Source organism: Sorangium sp. So ce1014, from assembly GCF_051521505.1.
GTDB lineage: Bacteria > Myxococcota_A > Polyangia > Polyangiales > Polyangiaceae > Sorangium.
The window spans coordinates 9,442,930-9,462,691 of sequence record NZ_CP150356.1 but is presented as its reverse complement, the minus strand read 5'-3'; the positions used below and the strand labels follow the sequence as shown (position 1 = coordinate 9,462,691).

The 19,762-nt window shown below is 69.4% G+C and carries 12 protein-coding genes and 2 pseudogenes; 5 read left to right on the top strand and 9 right to left on the bottom strand.

Annotation, left to right across the window (positions count from 1 at the left end; genetic code table 11):
• Window positions 1-58: 58 nt before the first annotated feature.
• The 6 genes from WME75_RS35895 to aroA all read right to left on the bottom strand — a co-directional run bounded on the left by WME75_RS35895 (window position 59) and on the right by aroA (window position 7,168).
• The gene (locus WME75_RS35895; protein ID WP_437480496.1) at window positions 59-553 is read right to left on the bottom strand and encodes a hypothetical protein; all 495 of its coding nucleotides are present in this window, start codon (window positions 551-553) and stop codon (window positions 59-61) included.
• Between the two features lie 209 nt (window positions 554-762).
• Window positions 763-2,670: a 30S ribosomal protein S1 gene (locus WME75_RS35890; RefSeq protein ID WP_437480493.1), complete on the bottom strand. Its 1,908-nt coding sequence runs from the start codon at window positions 2,668-2,670 to the stop codon at window positions 763-765.
• Between the two features lie 78 nt (window positions 2,671-2,748).
• Window positions 2,749-3,879 (bottom strand): hypothetical protein, encoded by a 1,131-nt coding sequence (locus WME75_RS35885; RefSeq protein WP_437480490.1) that lies wholly within the window; start codon window positions 3,877-3,879, stop codon window positions 2,749-2,751.
• 70 nt (window positions 3,880-3,949) lie between these two features.
• Entirely contained in the window at window positions 3,950-4,912 is a 963-nt protein-coding gene (locus tag WME75_RS35880; protein WP_437480488.1) for a hypothetical protein, read from the bottom strand.
• Window positions 4,896-5,768, bottom strand: a complete 873-nt coding sequence (gene cmk, locus WME75_RS35875; protein WP_437480485.1) for a (d)CMP kinase — start codon at window positions 5,766-5,768, stop codon at window positions 4,896-4,898. The genes WME75_RS35880 and cmk overlap by 17 nt, the downstream gene beginning before the upstream one ends.
• Before the next feature lie 32 nt (window positions 5,769-5,800).
• The gene (gene aroA, locus WME75_RS35870) at window positions 5,801-7,168 is read right to left on the bottom strand and encodes a 3-phosphoshikimate 1-carboxyvinyltransferase (protein WP_437480482.1); all 1,368 of its coding nucleotides are present in this window, start codon (window positions 7,166-7,168) and stop codon (window positions 5,801-5,803) included.
• 147 nt (window positions 7,169-7,315) lie between these two features.
• Between aroA and WME75_RS35865 the strand changes: the two genes are divergently transcribed.
• From WME75_RS35865 to WME75_RS35845, 5 genes and pseudogenes are all read left to right on the top strand, one after another.
• The gene (locus WME75_RS35865; protein ID WP_437480479.1) at window positions 7,316-7,597 is read left to right on the top strand and encodes a cupin domain-containing protein; all 282 of its coding nucleotides are present in this window, start codon (window positions 7,316-7,318) and stop codon (window positions 7,595-7,597) included.
• A gap of 151 nt (window positions 7,598-7,748) precedes the next feature.
• Window positions 7,749-8,054, top strand: coding sequence for an ArsR/SmtB family transcription factor (locus WME75_RS35860; protein WP_437480477.1), 306 nt, complete (start codon window positions 7,749-7,751; stop codon window positions 8,052-8,054).
• A gap of 45 nt (window positions 8,055-8,099) precedes the next feature.
• Window positions 8,100-8,588 carry an ArsI/CadI family heavy metal resistance metalloenzyme gene (locus WME75_RS35855; RefSeq protein WP_437480474.1) on the top strand — a complete coding sequence of 163 codons (489 nt, stop codon included), beginning with the start codon at window positions 8,100-8,102 and terminating at the stop codon, window positions 8,586-8,588.
• Between the two features lie 63 nt (window positions 8,589-8,651).
• A pseudogene (locus WME75_RS35850) lies at window positions 8,652-9,032 on the top strand (aquaporin); the annotation flags it as partial.
• Window positions 9,029-9,163: pseudogene (locus WME75_RS35845) on the top strand (low molecular weight phosphatase family protein); the annotation flags it as partial. The pseudogenes WME75_RS35850 and WME75_RS35845, both read left to right, overlap by 4 nt.
• A gap of 369 nt (window positions 9,164-9,532) precedes the next feature.
• Here WME75_RS35845 and WME75_RS35840 read toward each other — a convergent pair.
• The 3 genes from WME75_RS35840 to WME75_RS35830 all read right to left on the bottom strand — a co-directional run bounded on the left by WME75_RS35840 (window position 9,533) and on the right by WME75_RS35830 (window position 18,954).
• Window positions 9,533-9,856 carry a DUF7716 domain-containing protein gene (locus tag WME75_RS35840; RefSeq protein WP_437480472.1) on the bottom strand — a complete coding sequence of 108 codons (324 nt, stop codon included), beginning with the start codon at window positions 9,854-9,856 and terminating at the stop codon, window positions 9,533-9,535.
• A complete protein-coding gene (locus tag WME75_RS35835) occupies window positions 9,838-11,772 on the bottom strand; it encodes an RHS repeat-associated core domain-containing protein (RefSeq protein WP_437480469.1) in 1,935 nt (644 codons plus the stop codon). The genes WME75_RS35840 and WME75_RS35835 overlap by 19 nt, the downstream gene beginning before the upstream one ends.
• Before the next feature lie 474 nt (window positions 11,773-12,246).
• Window positions 12,247-18,954, bottom strand: coding sequence for an RHS repeat-associated core domain-containing protein (locus tag WME75_RS35830; RefSeq protein WP_437480466.1), 6,708 nt, complete (start codon window positions 18,952-18,954; stop codon window positions 12,247-12,249).
• Between the last annotated feature and the right edge of the window lie 808 nt (window positions 18,955-19,762).

Sequence of the window (19,762 nt, the reverse complement as noted above, 5' to 3'; positions counted from 1 at the left end):
ACGACGGCCACGCGCGCGGGACCACCGCCCGTTCTTCGCGCCGGCCGCGGCGCGGACCTCAGAACGAGATCGGCGTGGCCGCGAGGTCGAACCAGACCGAGAGGGCAAGCCCGGCGGAGGTGCCGAGCGCGTCCCAGGCGAGATCGCGGAAGGAGGGGGTGCCGTGCCCGGCGGCGTCGAAGGCCTCCTTCGCCAGGCCGGCGCCGAGCGCGACCGCGGCCCCCAGCGCGATCCGTGCGTGGGTGTCGTCGGTCGCGAGCGCGCCGAGCGCATACCCGCCGCCCGCGAGGGCGATTGACGCGCAGAAATGGCGCGCCTTGTCATCGCCGAACCACGGGTCGGGGTCGCGCCGCAAGGCCAGGGCGCCCACGAGCGGCCGCCCCGGAAACGCCACCGGGGGCAGGCGGCCTGCGGCGCTGGCAAGGGAGCCGCCGCCCGTCGGGCGGGCCAGCGGGTCGCCGCCCGCTGGGTGGGCGAGGGGGCCGTCGGCCCGGGCGGGGGGCGCGCCGAGCGCCAGGGCGGCAAGGACCGGCGCCGCGAGGACAGAGCGCATGAGGGGGCCTCTCATCGAGGCGAGGATCGTCCGCGGTGTTCTGGAAAAGCAAGAGGCGAGGCCCCTGGAAGGGCCTCGCCTCTTGTCGACATCGGGTCCACACGGCGAGCCGAGCGGCACCGGGGCGCCCGCGGCCCGCCGTACCTGGCGTGCGGCGGAGTGAGCGCCTGGCGCGCGGCCCGATCAGAGCGGCCGCGCGCCGGGCAGCGTCACTTCAGGTCGAGCTTCCCGCCGAACTTCTCCTTGATGAGATCGCCGATCGTCCCGGCCACCGGCTTGTCGTCCCCGCCGCCGTCCTCCTTGCGCTTCTGCTGCTGGCGCTGGACGGGCGCGGGGCGCTCCATGCCGATGTTCTTCATCGTCAGGAAGAGCCGGCGATCGACCGTGTCGAGCGAGGAGATCTCGGCCTTCACCTTGTCGCCGACCTTGAGCTTGCCCTCCTCGGGCTCCTGCACGTCGCTCTGCGAGATGAGGCCCTCGACGCCCTCGCGCAGCCGCACGAACACGCCGTAGTCGACGATGCTCACCACCTGGGACTCGTCGATGACGCGGCCGGGCGGGTACTCCGTCAGCATGGTCGGCCACGGATCGTCCCAGAGCTGCTTGATGCCGAGGGAGACCTTCTTCTCGTCGTGGTTGATCGAGAGGATGATCGCCTCGACGTCGTCGCCCTTGTGGTACAGGTCGCTCGGGTTGTTGACGCGCACCGACCACGAGAGATCGCTCTTGTGGACCATGCCGTCGACGCCCTCCTCGATCCCGACGAAGACGCCGTAATCGGTGAGCGAACGGACCTTGCCCGCGATCTTGTCGCCGGGGTGGTACTTGTCCGTGAAGAGCATCCAGGGATCGGGCTCCAGCTGCTTGAGTCCGAGGCTGATGCGCTTCGCGCGCGCGTCCACCTCGAGCACCTGGCACTCGAGCTCCTGGCCCACCTCGAGCAGCTTCGACGGGTGCTTGACCTTCTTGGTCCAGCTCATCTCGCTGACGTGGATGAGGCCCTCGACGCCCGGCTCCAGCTCGACGAACGCGCCGTAGTCGGTGATCGACATGACCTTGCCGCGGACCTTCTTGCCCGCAGGGTAGGCCTCCTCGGCGTGGTTCCAGGGGTCCTCCTGGGTCTGCTTGAGGCCCAGGGAGACGCGCTCGGTGTCGGCGTTGTACTTGAGGACCTTCACGAGGACCTCGTCGCCGACCTGGAACACCTCGCTCGGGTGGTTCACGCGGCCCCACGACATGTCCGTGATGTGCAGGAGGCCATCGATGCCGCCGAGGTCGACGAAGGCGCCGTACTCGGTGATGTTCTTGATGGTCCCCTTGACGGTCATCCCCTCGGTCAACGTCTCGAGCGTCTTGGCCTTCATCTCGTCGCGCTCGCGCTCGAGGAGCACTCGCCGCGAGAGCACGATGTTGCCGCGCTTCTTGTTGAACTTGATGACCTTGAACTTGTAGGTCTGGCCGATCAGCTTGTCCAAGTTGCGGATCGGGCGAAGATCGACCTGAGAGCCCGGGAGGAAGGCCTTCACGCCCCCGCGGATGGTGACCGAGAGGCCGCCCTTCACGCGCTGGCTGATGGTGCCCTCGATGAGCTCGTCCGCCTCGCAGGCGTTCGAGATCTCATCCCAGACCTTCATCTTGTCGGCCTTCTCCTTCGACAAGGTGACGAGGCCGTCGTCGTTCTCGCGGCTCTCGATGTAGACGTCGACCTTGTCGCCGGCCTTGACGGCGCTCGCGCCGCCGGCATCCGCGAACTCGCGGAGCGCGATGACGCCCTCGCTCTTGCCGCCGATGTCGACCACGACGGAGTCGCGGTTCACTGCGACCACGGTGCCGGAGATGATCTCTCCTTCACGCGCGAAATCGCCCCCTTCCACGCTCTGTTCGAAGAGCGCGGCAAAGCTCTCCATGCTCGCCCCGGACGAGCCAGCCTCCATATGGATGTTACTAGTCATGTTGTTCGTTCTTGTTTCCTTTCCTTCCCTGGGATTCGTCGCAGCGGGCGCAGGCGTGGACCCTTGGTGCCACGCACGAGCGACGGAGGGGCGGGCACACGCGTACCGATGTACCCGGCCCCTCGGGAGAGGCGAGCCTGTAGTCTGAGGAGGGGCCTCTGTCAATGCAACGACCGAGCCATGAGAAGTTTTTGTCGTTTCCCTGAGAAACGATGCGCCCGCCGGCTCAAAGCAGCGCGCCCCTCAGGGCGCGGCGCGCGGAGCGCCGCCGGCGTCGCGCGCGGCGTCTCGCGCGGCGCGGGCCCGCTGTGCGAGCTCTGCGCAGGCGCGATCGAGGCCCTCGTGGGGCCATTTCGCCCGGAGCTCGACGCGATCGCCCTGCGCTACGGCCTGGGCGCCCTCGATCGCGGTCCCGGCGCCGGCGACGTCGGGGAGCAGCGCGAGGGCGAGCTTGAGGCTGCCGAGGAACGCCTGCGTGTCCGCGGCGAGCGCCGCGGCGGCGTCGCCCGAGACGGGCGCGAGGCGCATCGCGAGCGCGGGCTCCGCGCCGAGGGTGAACGTGCCCGAGGCGTGATCGATGCGGCGGAACAGCGCTCCGGCGCGCGGAAGCACGGCGGAGACCACGCCGGCGGCGCCCGACCACGCGGCGCTGGTGAGCGCGAAGGTGACGGGGCCCTGCTCGGGCAGATCGAGGCGCTGCCACTCGTCCGACGCGGGCAGCGCGGCTTTCACGATCTCGACGTCCGTGCCGAGGACGAGCGTGCCGTCGTCGGCCTGGCCGATCACGGCCCGCGGCCCGAGGAGGAGGAGATCGCCCTCGCGGCGGAGGCCGGCCCAGCCCTCGTCGCGGGCGACCTTCTCCATGCCGGCGACGAACCGGCCCTTCGGGATGCGCCCGCCCGCGAGCGCGACCCAGCTCGCGGCGTCGGTCGAGGCGATCACGATCTCGCGCAGATCCGAGAGGACATCGAGGCCGGTGGCCGCCTCGATGCGCGCCCGCTGCGACGTGCCCGAGGGCGCCTCGTCGAGCAGCGGGAAGAAGTGCCGGCGCACGGGGCCGAAGAGCGCGAGATCGGCGGTCTCGAGGCGGAGCACGATGTTCGCGTCGCCCGGGATGTGGCGCCGGGCCGTCGGCTCGTAGCGCCAGAAGAGGAAGTAGACGCCGAGCGCGACGCCGGCGAGCAGCGCGACGAGCGCGAGCGCGGCGAGGAGGCACGCGGCCCCTCGCGGCCGGGCAGGGCGCGGCGGGGCGCCGCCGTCGCCGGGCTTCGCGGGCTGCGCCTCGGCGGGGTCGGCCACGGGCGCAGGCGCGGGCGCCACGGTGTCGTCGATCACGGTCGGTCGGATCGGTTCTTCGATCAGGGTGTCGGACATCGGTTTCAGCCGGGGGAGCGCCGGGACAGCCAGAGAACGTAAACGAAACCGACGCGCGTCGGGGATCGGTTCAGCCGGGAGAGCTCCGGGACAGCAGGGCGAGCACGAGGGGCGCAGGGAAGAGCCAGCGGAGCCGCACGGTGCGCTCCACCTGCTCGATCGAGAGCGCCTTCATGAGATCCACGTAACGTGCATCCTCGACGTTGTCGCGGAGCACCTCGAGGAGCCGGCGGGCGCGCGCGGCGCCGGCCGGGTCGACGCCGACGATCTCTACATCGAGGCGCACCCCTTCGTCGGTGAGGGACGCCACGGCGCGGACGCGCTCGACGCCGGAGATGACCGCGCCGATCGACGGGAAGCGCCGCGTGAGCGAGGGAGGGAGGCGGCGCGCGCGCAGGTCGAGGCTCACGAGCCCCTCGGCGGCCGGATCGCCGCGGCGCTCGTCGGGGCCGTCGCGGAGGACGCGCGCCACGCTGCTCACCTCGACCGCGGACACGAGCGCGACGGCGCGATCGCCGAGCGCGACGATCCGCGCCGTGTCGGCGCGCGCGCCGGCGGCGCCGTCGCGGCGGTCGAAGACGGCGACGCCGCCCTGCACGCCCTTCGCACCCGGCGCCGCCTCCCAGCGATCGGGATCGGGCGTGAGCCCGGCCATCCGGCCCTCCAGGACGACCACGCGGTCGCCCTCCTCGAGATCGGCGAGCCGCAGGCCGAGCCAGACGACGTCCGCGCGGTGGAGGGCGCTCTCGAGCGCCTCGTCGGGCACCTCGTCGAGCGCGCGCCGCGCGAGCTCGTCCGCGGCCGCCTGGCCCAGGTCGCCGCGCATGCGGGCGACGTCGACGCGCACCACGAGATCGAGATCGGCCGGGAGGAGATCGGCCGGCTCGATGCGCCGGACGATCCGCGGGCCGGCCGGGCTCCGCGCGCTCTGCGTCTCGGGTCGCGGCGCCGCGTCCCCGCAGGCCGGGAGCGCGAGCGCAATCACGGTGACGGCGGCGGCGGCGGCGGCGCGGACGTCACGCGCCGCGCGCACGGATCTCCACGAGGGTCGCCATCTCGTCGATGATCTCCTGCGGGCTCCGGTGCCCGGAGTCGACGAGGATCGCGTCGTCGGCCTTGCGGAGCGGCGCGACGGCGCGCTCGCTGTCGGCCTTGTCGCGGCGGAGCACGTCGGAGAGCGTCGCCTCGAAGCTGACGGTGATGCCGCGCGCGACGAGCTCGTCGTACCGGCGCTTCGCGCGGATCTCGGCCGGCGCGGTGAGATAGAACTTCACCTCGGCGTCGGGGAACACCACGGTGCCGATGTCGCGCCCCTCGAGCACGACCCCGCCGCCCGCGCCGGCCTGCCGCTGCATCGCGAGCAGCGCCTTGCGCACCGCGGGGATGGCCGAGACCCGGCTCGCGCCGAGGCTGATCTCGGGCGCGCGGATCGCGCTGGAGATGTCCTCGCCGTCGAGCAGCACCCGCATGCCGCTGCCCCCCACGCTCGAGTGGGCCGGGCCGTCGGCCGAGCCGGCGTCCGCTGCGCCGGCGTCCGCGGCGGTGTGCGCCGCGCGGGCGTCGTGCGCCGCGCGGGCGTCCGTGGAGTCGGGCGGCGCGCCGGGCCCGCCGCGCTCCAGGGCGATGCGGCCGCCGCTCGCGAGATCCTCGGCGAGGGTGCCGATCGCGCCGCTGTCGTCCCACGCGAGGCCCACGCGGTGGACCGCGAGCGCGACGGCGCGGTAGATCGCGCCGGTGTCGACGAGGAGGTAGCCGAGCCGCTCGGCGAGCCCCCGCGCGACCGTGCCCTTGCCGGCGCCGGCCGGTCCGTCGATGGCGACGCGCAGCCGCCGGAGCTCGCCCTGGCCCGGGAGGTGGCGTGCGTCGTCCTGTCTCTGCCGTTCCGTCACCTGCGCTCCTCCTCGCTCACCCGCTCGCCCGCTCATGCTGCGCGGGCGCCCTCGACCTCGATGCGCGCCCCCAGGGCGCGGAGCGTCCCGACGAAGAGGGGAAAGCTCGTCGCGATGCAGCCCGCGTCGCGCACGCGCGTGGGCCCGCTCGCGACGAGCCCGAGCACGGCGGCCGTCATCGCGATGCGGTGATCGCCGCGGCTGTCGATGTCCGCCGCGTCGAGCGGCCGGTCGGGCCTGCCCTCGACGAGGAGCCCGTCGGTGCGCTCCTCGCAGCGCACGCCGAAGGCGCCGAGCACCGACGCCATCGCCGCGATCCGGTCGGTCTCCTGCACGCGCAGCTCCCGCGCGTCGAACACCTCGGTGAGGCCGCGCGCCCGCGCCGCGAGGCCGAGCAGGATGGGCAGCTCGTCGAGGGCGCGCGACGCGAGCTCGCCGCCCGCGCGGCCGCCGCGCAGGCCGTCGCCGGAGGTGATGTGGAGATCGCCTGTGGGCTCGCCGAGGGCCTCCCCCTTGATCTCGACGGCGATGCTGCTGTCCATGTCGCGCAGCACCTCGAGCAGGCCGGTGCGCGTCGGGTTGAGCCCCACGCGCCGCGCGGTCACGCGGCTGCCCGGCACGATCTGCGCGGCGGCGATGAGGAACGCGGCGGCGGAGAGGTCGCCGGGCACGTCGACCTCGAACGCCGGCAGCGCGCCGGAGAAGCGGGCGGCGTCGAGGCAGACCATCGCGCCGACCGAGTCGACCGGGACGCCGAGCGCGGTGAGCATGCGCTCGGTGTGATCGCGCGAGACGATCGGCTCGCGCACGAACGTGGGCCCGTCGGCGAAGAGGCCGGAGAAGAGGAGGGCGCTCTTCACCTGGTCGCACGGGAAGGGGAGGTCGTACTCGATGGACGAGAGCACGTGCGGCACGGGGAGCGGCCCGACGTCGAGCGGCGCCGTGATCTCGCCGATCTTGCGCGGGTCGAGCTGCCCCTCGATGTGGCCGCCGCGGAGGCGGAGCGGCTTCGCGACGCGCTCCATGGGGCGGCGCGAGAGCGACGCGTCGCCGACGAGCTGCGCGGCGAAGCGCTGGGCGACGAGGATGCCCGAGAGGAGCCGCATCGTGGTCCCGGAGTTGCCGCAGTCGATGGGCCCCGCCGGGGCGCGGAGGCCGGAGAGCCCGGCGCCGTCGACGACGAGGTCGCCCGGCGCCGGCTCCTCGACGCGGACGCCCAGGGTGCGCAGCGCGTTCACGGTCGAGAGGACGTCGCCGCCGAGCGTTCCGCCCCGGATGCGGCTCTGCCCGATGGCGAGCCCAGCCAGGAGGAGCGCCCGGTGGGCGATGCTCTTGTCCGCGGGAACCGGCACGCTCCCGAGGAGCGGTCGCTCTGCCGGGTGGACGATCAGGTCGGGCACGCGTTGCCGTTTAGCAGAACGGCGGGCGCAGGCACAGCGGGCGGGGCGGCGGGACGAGCCGAGCTGCTAGCATCGGCGTCAGGGTCCCCGGGGGCGCCGCTCTGGCGGGCGCGGGGACAGGGACACGTCGAGCGAGGAGGGGGAGCCATGGAGTCGATCAAGCTGGAGCACGGTCCGTCGGAGGAGCAGCTGGCGAAGCTCGGGGCGCGCAGCTGGCCCATCTGGGCGAAGGAGGCGTCGAGGTTCTCGTGGCACTACGACGAGCCGGAGACCTGCTACCTGCTCGAGGGCGACGTGATCGTGACGCCGGCGCAGGGCGGAGGCGCGCCGGTGCGGATCCAGGCGGGAGATCTCGTGACGTTCCCCGCCGGCCTGAGCTGTACGTGGGAGGTCCGCTCCCCGGTGCGCAAGCACTACCGCTTCGGCTGACCGGGGGACCAAGGCCGGGGGGGACCCAGGCCCGGGGGGGACCCAGGCCCGGGGGGACCCAGGCGCCGAGGGACCCGGGGGACGCGGCACCAGTTCGTATTTCTTGGAAGAAGGGCTTGCGCCGATGCTTCGAGAATAGTAGAAGTAGGGCGTGTCGTCGAAGCTCGATCGTCACGCCGAGCAGCTCGCCGTGCTGGGTCACCCCGTGCGGCTGGCTGTCCTGCGCTTCGTGGTGCAGGCCGGCGCGGAGGGCGCCTCCGCCGGCGACATCCAGGCGCACGTCGGACTGGCCGCATCGACGCTGAGCCATCACCTGAAGCGGTTCGTCGACGCGGGCATCCTGAGGACACGCGGGGAAGGGACGTTTCATTACTACAGCGCCGACTACGAGGCGCTCCGTGCCCTGACCGCGTACCTGTGGGAGGACTGTTGCAAGCGCGGCAAGGCGTGCTGCTGATTTTTTTTGCTCTCTATTTCGAATTTTTTGGAAGGAAGGTGCGCGATGAATGTTCTCAAGCCTCATGTCTCGCTCAACGTCTCCAACATTGACGCCTCGGTCGCGTTTTACGAGAAGGCCTTTGGCGTGAGCGCCACAAAGCGTCGTCCCGGTTATGCGAAGTTCGACCTCGCGTCGCCTTCGTTGAACCTCACGATGCAGGAGGCGCCGCGTACGGGCGTCAACGCGAGCCACTTCGGCGTCCAGGTGGCGAGCACGGAGGACGTGATCGAGGCCAAGAGCCGCTTCGAGGCCGCGGAGCTCAGGACCTTCACCGAGGAAGACACGGCCTGTTGCTATGCGGTGCAGGACAAGGTCTGGATCGAGGACCCCGACGGCAATTCGTGGGAGGTGTTCGTGGTGAAGGGCGAGGCGGCCGTGATGGGGAGTCAGCCCGCGGTGCCCTCGAAGAGCGATGCCGCGAAGAGCGATGCCGCGTGCTGCGCGCCGGCGTGCTGCGCGCCGTCCAAGCTCGACGATGCCGCTGCGCGCTGATGTCGCCCGCAGGGCCGTCGCCGAGGCGCTCGGGACGGCCCTGCTGCTCGCGACCGTCGTCGGGCCCTCTTCTCGGCGTCGCAGCACGAGCGCTCGGGGCTTGCTCAGATGGCGAGCGAGTTCGTCGCGACGTTCGGGTTGCTCGCCGTCATCTGGGGCGGCGTCTGGAGGCGGGCCGACTCGGTTCCTTTCGCGGTCGGCGCGTACCTCGCGGCCGCGTACTGGTTCACCTCGTCCACGTCGTTCGCCAACCCGGCCGTGACGCTCGCCAGGGCGGCGAGCGACACGTTCGCCGGCATCCGTCCGGCCGACGCGCCGGGGTTCATCGTCGCACAGCTCGCGGGGGCGGCGGCGGCGACGCTTGTGTTTCGCTGGCTCGTCCCCGCCCTGCCCCAGGTCGCCGATCGCGTCGTCGATCGCGCGTTTCTGGAGGATGCTCCATGAAGACCGTGCTCTTTGCCTGCGTTCACAACGCGGGTCGTTCCCAGATGGCCGCGGCGTGGTTCAATGCCATGGCCGATCCAGCCCGGGCGCGCGCCGTCTCGGCCGGTACCGAGCCTGGCCCGCGCGTCCATCTCGATACGGCCGAGGGGGGCCGCGGGTGATCCTCGAGCCGGTGGCGCAAGCGCCGCCCTTGCGCGCGCGCCGGTCGGCCCGGGTGGACTCGCAGCGGAGCCGTCGCACCGGCCTCGGCCGCCTCGCGCGGACACTCGACGTGGTTGGGTACTGCCTTGAGGCATTCGGGCCCCATATAAAACCGGACTCGATGATGCGCTGTACTTAGGGATCCCTTGTGTACTCTGAAACGACCGGGCACCGATGATGTCTCCGAAGTCATCGCGCGAAAAGCGGGCGGCGTTCGCGGACAGACCTTCGGCCGCCGGCCCGTCGAGGCCGTCGGGCAGGCGATCTGGAGCAGGCCGGTTTGCTCGCGACGAGCCGATTCATTCGCGTAATCTACCCATCGGCACGTGTTGGGGATCGATGAACGCGTCATGTCGCGCATAGTGCAGAACTGCTGCGAGCCGCTCTTCCGCCGACGCCTCGCGTCGAAGCTGGGTCTCGAGCCCGACGATGGCGTCCCTGACTTGCTCGAAACTCAAGATGTATTCGATGCCTTCGAACCTCCGAGGACGATGCCGATCGAACGGAAAAATGGTGATGGCAGTTTCCAAGGTGACGCTTGTGCCGGATGGAACATAGATGTCGTCATCGGGCTCGTATTTTTGCCAGTTCTGAAGAACTTCTTTTAGTAGAGGTGTCCCCATTCACTCATCCCTCCCTGTTCGTTTGGATGAAGTAGATGCTGCCAGGACGAACCTGACGCGTGTTGCTCGATTGGAACTAGCTGAAGTACGCCAGGTCTACCGGGAACATGATGCCATGTCCACCCCGTGGGTGATCTTCCAAGAACGCGGCCTGTTGGACTCAGGATCGTGCTCTCGAACTGTTGCCCTAGGGTCTGACGAAGCATTGGTGCGAGCAGTGGATCAGTCATCTCTCGAAGCAAATTCTCATTCGCTGCCGCGAAGTGCGCAGGGTATCTGCCGATCCCGGCCTTTGGGATGGTGGTCTCGAAGGCCACCGAGTACGCTTTCCGTGTTGCCGTTGCGGCCCCCACCGCAGCCGCCGACTCCTCCGCGAGCGCTCGCAGCCCTCTTCCCGCACCGAACACCGTTGCCGCGCCGAGGAGGGTCGCCTTCACCCCCGCCGCCCCCGCGGCTCGGTAGTCGCCCCGGTCAATGGCGAGCGCCGTGTCCGCCTCGTTGCGCCCAATCTCGTAGAGCGGGTTGACGGCGTTGACCGCGCCGAGGAAGCCGCCTTCCTGGTAGCCGTCCCACATCGCGCGGCCGAGCGCGTAGGTGCCGTAACCGCCGAGCGTCATCGTATTCAGGACCAGCGATTGCGCGAGGCCGACCGCCAGCTCGCCCGTCCCCTCGGCAGCGCCGAGCAAGGTGTCGCCGACCAGGCTGGCGGGGCTCGTGGCCTCCGCCGACGACAGCGCCGGCTCGGGCACGAAGCCCGAGCTGGTCCCGACCACGCTGACGTCGCTCGGCGGCATGGCGCCGCCCGTCTTGGCAGCCGTGGTGTTGGGATCGGAGCCGGCGCCCGCCTCGTGCTCCGAGGACGGGACGACGATCAGCTCGAGTCCGATCGGCGACAGGTCGAGCACTTCCAAACTGAACTCCGCGCCGGCCGGCAGCGGTGAGCGAGCCCCGTCCTCCGGGAGCGCTTGCTGAAAGCCGCTCGGGTCGACGTATGCGAGCGGGTTGTTCAGCACGTAGCTGTACGGATTCCAGCTCTGCCCGAAGGACGGAATCGACACGATGGGGTCCGTCGTCAAGAACCGCCCGATCCTGGGATCCAAGATCCTGCCCTTCATGTTCACGAGCCCGAGTTCGTCATCGCTCTCGTGCCCCGTGAACCCCTGCGTCGTCTCGCTGGAGAACGACGCCGGCGCACGCTCTCCCCACACGGGGTTTCTCCGCTGCCCGAACGGATCGTAGCTCCGCCGCTCGATCACGTCGCCGTCCTCGTCGGTGAGCGCGTCGACGGAGCCGAGGTGATCGACATGCACGTACCGCGTGCCGTCGTCCGAGCCTCCCCGGGTCACGATCGCCACCACGCGCTCCGGCGAGTGGATGTGGTACCGATGCTCTACCGTGCCCGACGCCGCCCCGGTGACCCGCTCGTACAGATCGTCGAAGTAGAGCGTCTCCTTGTCCGGCGTGGTCTTGCGGATCCGCTGCTGGTCGCCGTCGTAGGCGAACGTGATGGTGCTCGTGCCCTGCGTGATTCGCTCCGGGAGGTCGAACGGCGTATAGCGCACCGTCGTGCCGCCGGGGCGCGCGATCTGATTGCCGAGGGCGTCATAACTGAAGCTGTCCGTTCCCGCGCTTGTGACCGCGTGCGGGTGCACCGGGTCGTCGTAGAGAAGCGTTCCGACGTCCGACTTGAAGGTGAGGTTGCCGTTCGGCGCGTAGTCGTAGCGGAGCGCGCAAGGCGCCGAGGCGCTCTCCACCTCGCTGAAGTATGCGCAGGTCAGCCGGTGGAGCGCGTCGTGCCGGAAGCGCTCCGTCGTGTTCTGGGGCTGGAGCGCGTCGGTGCGGTGGGTGAGATTCAGGCGATCGTCGTAACCATAGTCCAGGTCTTGCACCTCGCCCGCGCCGCTCTGCGTCACCATGTGTCCGAGGCGCTGCTCAAGAGTTCGCTCGGTGATACTACGGAGCATTCGCTGATTCAACGAGTGCGTTCTCTATGATGAAACACTGGAGCATTCGGAGCGCTTCTTCGGAAACGACCAGGTAGGACTCCGCAGAGAGCGAAAAATCGGCAGCTGAGTCTCCTATCACCTGGAGCCAGCAAAATTTCGGCAGACCCCGGTTCGGATAAAGCTCCTCGAACTCCACGCTTTCCGTCGCTTCGACCGGTGCGAGGCGCCAACCAGTCAGATTAGATTGTTGTATGGCTCGGGCGAGTCTCTCGGAAACTAGAAAACACGGGAACACTTCGAGTAAATCATCTCCAAGCCATCCGTCGAAGTGGCAATGGAGTCGGCTAACTTTTGGCGGATGAGTAGAGCTGTCTATTATCGCATTTTCTCCTAGGGCACCAGCGACCTCAGGCCTCACTTGCCAACGCTTGTTGCTCATAATGCTCACCTTGGTGGATGGAATCTAGCCCCGAAGCGGGCATCCAACTCTGTGGCGAAGTCGAATACATGCTGGCGTGTCGGGCTGGGATTTGTTCTGTAGAATTCATTCCAGGATCTGCGAATCTGGCTCAGATGCACGTCTGGGTTAGCGCTCTTCGGTATCCCGCGGAGGTTCTCGAGGGAGTGAATTTCGGCCTCGGTGAATAGACCGGGATACCTCTTGAGCACTTGCTGCTCCACAGCATGATGGACGACAACCTGCCCACGCAGCTCGGGGTGTGTACCGAAGAAGACATCTCTGTAATTGGCTACCCGCGCTACTGCTCCCGCCGCAGCCGCCGACCCCTCCGCGAGCGCCCCGAGCCCCCTCCCCGCACCGAACACCGTCGCCGCGCCGAGGACGATCGTCTTCACGCCCGCCGCGCCCGCTGCCCGATAGTCGCCCCCGTCGATGGCGAGGGCCGTATCGGCCCCGTTCCGCGCGACCTGGTAGAGCGGGTTGACGGCATTGAGCGCGCCGAGGACACCGGCTTCGTGGTAGCCGTCCCACATCGCGTGGCCGAGCTCGTAGGTGCCGTAACCGCCGAGCGTCATCGCATTCAGGACCAGCGATTGCGCGAGGCCGAGCGCCAGCTCGCCCGTCCCCTCGGCGGCGCCGAGCAAGGTGTCGCCGACCAGGCTGGCGGGGCTCGTGGCCTCCGCCGACGACAGCGCCGGCTCGGGCACGAAGCCCGAGCTGGTCCCGACCACGCTGACGTCGATCGGCGCCACGGCGCCGCCCGCCTCGGCAGCCATGGTGTTTGTATCGGCGTCGGCGCGCGCCTCGTGCTCCGAGGACGGGACGACGATCAGCTCGAGTCCGATCGGCGACAGGTCGAGCACTTCCAAACTGAACTCCGCGCCGGCCGGCAGCGGTGAGTGAGATCCGTCCTCCGGGAGCGCTCCCTGAAAGCCGCTCGGGTCGACGTACGCGAGCGGGTTGTTCAGCACGTAGCTGTACGGATTCCAGCTTTGCCCGAAGGACGGAATCGACACGATGGGGTCCGTGGTCAAGAACCGCCCGATCCTGGGATCGTAGATCCTGCCCTTCATGTTCACGAGCCCGAGCTCGTCGTCGCTCTCATGCCCGGTGAACCCCTGCGTCGTCTCGCTGGCGAACGACGCCGGCGGGCGCTCTCCCCACACGGGGTTTCTCCGCTGCCCGAACGGGTCGTAGCTCCGCCGCTCGATCACGTCGCCGTCCTCGTCGGTGAGCGCATCAACCGAGCCGAGGTGGTCGACATGCACGTACCGCGTGCCGTCGTCCGGGCCTCCCCGGGTCACGATCGCCACCACGCGCTCCGGCGAGTGGACGTGGTACCGATGCTCTACCGTGCCCGACGCCGCCTCGGTGACCCGCTCGTACAGGTCGCCGAAGTAGAGCGTCTCCTTGTCCGGCGTGGTCTTGCGGATCCGCTGCTGGTCGCCGTCGTAGGCGAACGTGACGTTGCTCGTGCCCTGCGTGATGCGCTCCGGGAGGTCGAACGGCGTATAGCGCACGGTCGCTCCACCGGGGCGCGCGCTCTGGTTGCCGACCGCGTCATAAGAGAAGCTGTCCGTTCCCGCGCTTGTGACCGCGTGCGGGTGCACCGGGTCGTCGTAGAGAAGCGTTCCGACGTCCGACTTGAAGGTGAGATTGCCGTTCGGCGCGTAGTCGTAGCGGAGCGCGCAGGGCGCCGACGCGCTCTCCACCTCGCCGAAGTACGCGCAGGTCAACCGGTGGATCGGGTCGTAGCGGAAGCGCTCCGTCGTGTTCTGGGGCTGGAGCGCGTCGGTGCGGCGGGTGAGATTCAGGCGATCGTCGTAAGCATAGTCCAGGTCTTGCACCTCGCCCGCGCTGCTCTGCGTCACCATGTGTCTCAGGCGCTGCTTGTCGGCGAGGTAGCTCCGCTCCGTGACCGCGCCATTGCCGAACACCTCCTCCCGGACGCGCCCCGCGCTGTCCACGTCCGTCAAGCGCCAGTACGCGGCGTTCGTCTGGCTGTCGCGCACGGCGAGCACATGGCCATGCGGGTCGTGGTCGTGGGCCACGACGAACGACGCCGCGCCGGAAGGCGCAGGATACGTCACCGTATCGATCCGGCCGAGATCGTCGTAGCCCAGCTTGGCTTCCAGGGGAGCGCCCTCTCCATCGATGCGGAGCGTGATCGTCTCGGTCTGGCTGAAGCGGGTGTATCCGTACGTCTTGTCGCCATCGGGGCTCGCGAGCCTGTGGAGCTTGCCGAGCCCGTGCGCCGCGGTGTCCCAGGTCCACTTCGTCGTCAGAAGCTCGGCGCCGAGCTGATCCACGCGCGTGTCGGGTCGGCCGAGCGCGTCGTACGTCCACGTGATCTCGCGTCCGAGCGCATCGGCCTGTGACATCGGCTCGCCGAAGCCGTCATGAATCGAAAGCGTCGTGCCCCGATCGGGGTCGTCGAGCTGCCGGACGCGGCCGAACGCGTCGCGCGTCGTGCGCGTCACCGCGCCGCCTGGATCGGTGACCGTGTGCAGCATGCCGAACGGGCCGTAACCATAGCGGGTGATCCCGCCGGCCGCATCGGTGATGGCCTCGGTTCGCCCCAGCGGATCCTGCTCGGTCACGGTCACGTGATCGAGCGGGTCGGTGACGCGCGCGAGCAGGCCGTCGTACTCGGCCGTCGTGACCGCGTTCCACGGCGTCGTATGGCGCACTTCGCGGCCCACGGCGTCGTGCTCGTAGCGGTCGTACAGCCGCTCGCTCTCGGGCGTATCCTCGCTGACCGGCACCGAGCGCCGCGCGATGTGCTCGCCCAGCGCATCGTAGCCGATCTCTTGCAGGATGCGCTTCGCCTCGCCCCAGCCCTGCGACGGTTCCGGCTCGGGCCCGTACCACCACGACCGGATCGGGCGGCCGAGGCTGTCGTACTCCACCGTGTCGTCGGCGCCGCCGGTCGTCGTGCTCTGCTGCATCACGCGCCAGGCATCCTGGCTCGGGCCGCCGTCCTTTGTGCGCGAGAGCGTGACCGTCGTCGTGGTGCCGTCCGGGCGCGTCTCGATGCCGAGGCGCCCGAAGCCGTCGTACTTCCACTCCGTGACGAGCTGATTCGGATCGACCCGCTTGAGGAGCACGCCGAGCGCGTCGTCGTACTCCACGATCGTCGTGTGCTCGGCCGCGTTCACGTACTTCTCGGGGAACAGGCCCTCCTCGTCGAGCTCCGTGGTGGATGTACGCTTGTGGCCGAAGGCGTCCTCCGCCGTGACGCCGGTGATGTTCCCGAAGTCATCGCGCGTGTACGTGAGCGACAGCTTCGTGTCGGGCAGGCCGTCGTCGCTCTCGGTCGACTCGGTGTCGACCTCGCCGTGGATCGTCGTGGTTCGCGTGAGGATCCGGCACTGCGACAGCCCCGCCGCCGCGCTGCACTCCTTCTGCGTCTCGAGCTGGCCGAGGACCCAGCGCTCGGTGTCGTTCTTGAAGGTCCGCGTGACGTTGAGCGTGAGGTCGACGCCGCTCGTCGAGACCTCCTCAACGCGCACGTTGCCGAACTCGTCGAACTCCGTCACCTTCGACACCGAATCGCGCAGCAGCGTCGCGCCGCCGCCTCCGCCCTCGACCTGACGCACGTACGTCTCGACTAAGGGCATCGCGCCGCTCGGGGGCGGATAGACCCCTTGCGCGCGCCTCACCCGGCGTTCGGTCGGCAGCGTGAAGTACGTCGCGCCGTCGTTCGTCGGAACGACCGTCCGCTTCACGTCGAGGAACGAGAGCTCGATCTGGTCCGGCCTGGGCTGGCTGGGCAACCCCGGCGCCCAGCGCCACGTCCGCTGGACGTGCCCCGCGAAAGGAAAGACCTGCAGCTCGTCGTCGTACGTGACGTGGTCGTAGACGTCGATCCTCGCGGCGGCCGTATCCAGATCGGTGACGATCCGCTCCCCGAACCCGAGAAATCCCCGGCCCAGCCGGTGATAGCGCCCGTCCCGGTAGCTGACCTCGAAGCGCCGCGGTCGCTCCGCGCCGCTATTGAGGGCGTACGCGCTGACCACCCGCCGAGGCCCCACGATGCAGCGGCGCGGATAGCCGCAGTCGTCCGCCGCGCTGGAACGCGCGAGATAGAGCGCGCTCCTCCGGTCCGGATCCTCCTCCGCTGCGCCTCCGATCGAGACCGACGCATCGGTCAGGTGGCCGTACGAGATGCTCACGTTGGGCACGAAGTCCGGCTCGGTCGGGTCGTGCGCGTTCATCCCGTCGGAGACCGCGACGAGGAGATCCTGATCGGCCGAGAGGTTCTGGAAGATGTTGAACACGCCGCCGAGCGGCAGGATCACGTCCTGGGCGCCGTCCCCATTGACGTCTCCGGTGCGCGCCCCGTGCGGATCGGCCAGCGTGACGGCATCGCCGAGGCTGGCCGCGAACGGCACGCCTGCATCGACGAGCTTGAACGGCGGCCCCGCGCGGTCGCCGGTCGCCAGCAGGACACCCCAGGACGGGAGCGCGTCGGAGCCGCCCAGCAGCATGCCTGGTGGAACGGGCATGAGGAGATCCTGCCGCCCATCGCCATTGAAGTCGAGCGGCACGGCGAACCGGAAGAACGCGTCTTGATCCGACAAACCCAGCAAATCGCCGAAGCTGAACGCGCTCACGGTCCGGAACGACGAGGCCACGAACGTCGGCCCGGTGTTGAGGTAGGTGATGAGCTCGTGGTGGTTGAAGCCGGATTCGACGGCATCGGGTAGGCCATCGCCATTCACGTCGAGGAAAACGACGCGGCCCCCGCCCCACACGACAGGGAGCTCGGTGTCGATCACCTCCCAGCGTCCCTCGCCTCGGCGCATGATCGCGTCGTAGCTCTCTCCGAGGAGGGCCGTCCCATCACCGAACCGCCGCAGGGACGGCACGATGAGATCGATCTTGCTGTCGGCGTCGACGTCGAGCGTATGAAGCTCCGTATCGCAGGGATACCCGGTGAGCAGCTCGATCAATTCGCTCGCCGGGTCGAAGCCCGCAGGCGTCGCGCCGCGCACGGGCCGCCAGAGGTGGACGGTCCACACGGAAGAGGCCGGAATCGGCGATTGTCCCAGGCGGTCGTGGTCCTCGCACTGGAGGAGATCCGGCATGCCATCGCCGTCCAGGTCGGCGAGGTGCATCGAGCCGCCGGGGCTGCTCAGGCTCGGCGGTGCGGGCGTGACCCCGAGCGGGAACGGCCGGCGGATCCCCGTGTCATGAAGCGCGAAGGTCCGGTCCGGCCGGGACAGGACCACATGCCACGTGGTCTTGGCATCGTAGGCATCGTGAAGCAAGACGTCCCTCCGCCCATCGTCGTCGAAGTCCAGGACCGTCCCGAGCTCGGGCTGAAGAAGGGCCGGATCGGAGGGCCCAGCCGGATCGGCGACGAACAGCCAATCCTGGAGGAAGGCGAGCTCCGCCGGTGCGAGGTAGGTCGGTGAGCGGCGCGGCCCGAGGTTTCGCGCCACCCGCCACGCGGTGATCGGATTCGACGGCGTGCTGAGCCCCGCGACCATGTCCGGAATCACGAGGTCGTCGAGCCCGTCGGCGTCGATGTCGAACACCATCGGGCTCGCCAGCTCCGAGACTGGCTTGTCGATCTCCGTCGTCAGCCGCTTGAACCCCGGCTTCCCGTGACTGTACTGAAAACGTGTGGGAGGCTTGCAGACCCGATCGCTCGCGCATTCCTCGACCTCAGTCAACAGCGTCCGGCTCGTCGTCGGGCTGAGCTCGTAGCGGAATCCGTAGCTCCGGACCAGCGCGTCGCCCGGACCGAGCATCTGGATCTCCTCCAGGCGAAGCGAGCGCTGGAGCGCCATGCCGCCCGAGTAGCCCGTACGAATAGCGGCCGGGTCCTTGGTGCCATACAGGAAGCGCACCGCCCGGGAAGGCGCGAGCGACGGCGTGCCCTCGAAGCTCGTGTAGCGGATCTCGTCCACCGCGTACTCGGCGGCATGGCCGTCCTCGGCCTCGGCGAGGCAATACGTGGTCGTCATGGCGTTGCCCCGGCCGTCGCGGGCCTTGTTCGCGAGCCACGCGCGCGGGACGCCGCCCAGCGCGAGCGGCTTGCTGCCCTCGGTGCGCCCGTACTCGACGACGCGGCCATTCGGCAGGTAGGCCTCGAAGAAGTGCGCCTCGGCGGGCGCACCGCCCTCCGGAGGGTAGTGCCCGACCACCTTGACGAAGGTCTCCGGGAACGTCCGGTACTCGATGGTTCCCGGTCCCTCTCCCACGGGGACGAGGCGCTGGCCATCGAGGCAGAGCTCGTCATCGCGGTCGTACCGCACGCCGCGGATCTCGCCGTCCTGCGCGAGGCTCTTCGGACATCGCGTGATCGCGGAGAGCCCTGCGATGGAGAAGCCGGCGCCGAGCACGCCGTCGCCGCCATCGCTGCGATAGACGAGCTGGAGTCGAGGTCCCATGCCAGCGCGGGAGGGCACGGTAGCCAACTCCATGGTGTACACGGCCTCCCCGGTGCTCGTGATGGAGAACGTCCCCGGCAGGGTGCCGGCGGCGACGGTCTCGACCTCTGGCGTGGGGCGGGACGTGGCAGGGCCATGCGCGCGCTGGGTCCGGCAGGCAATGAGGCCAGGAGACGGATCCATCGGCGGGTCGCCGCGCACACACTGGCATCCCCCCTGCGCGAGCACGCAAGCGAGAAACATCAAGAGAGGGATCATCGCCCGGAGCAGACAACGCGGAACTGGCGACATCGCAGCCTCCCCGGCGAACAGCAGTGCCACGGTGCTGCATCGCGAGTCAAGCACTGCGCGCATGCTGAACCACACCATCCATGCCGAGATCGAGGCATGCGTGAATGCATCTGTGCCTGTTCGGCGTGCACGCGGCGGGCGCCGCAGCTTCGCTCGTCGAGAGGCGATTGGTCGTCAATGATGAAGTCGCGGCGAGGAGAGCCCGAGCCGAGCGTGAGAGCGCTCGGCTCGGGCGGCGCGGTGCACGGATGGAACGCCGAACAGGTTGAGCTATTCGAGCCGGGTAACACGGTCGAATTTGATCCTGAGGAGTGCGGTGCGCGTGGCCCCTCCGAGCCAAATGCATCCAAGCCGCCTCGGGGCGAAGGCGGGGGGCGGCTTGGCGCAAGCGAACTGCCGGCGATCGCCGGCGGGGGGCGGCTTGGCGCAAGCGGACTGCCGGCGATCGCCGGCGGGGGGGGCGGCTTGGCGCAAGCGGACTGCCGGCGATCGCCGGCGGGCGGCGCATGAAAGTAAGAGGTCTTACGCCGAATCGCCGCCCGGCGGCGCTCGGCGCAAGTCAACTGTCGGCGATCGCCGCTCGGCGGCACTTCGACGTAAGATGTCTTACTCGGGATCGCCGCTCGGCGGCACTTCGACGTAAGATGTCTTACTCAGGATCGCCGCTCGGCGGCAGTTTAGCGTAATGCATTTCACATAAATCGCTGCCCGCCACCCGTTCCGCGCAAGTGGACAGCCGCGCACCCGGCGGCAGGCGGCGAAAAAAGGAAGATGGCTTACTTCCGTGGGGTGGAGGGAGGCAGATCGA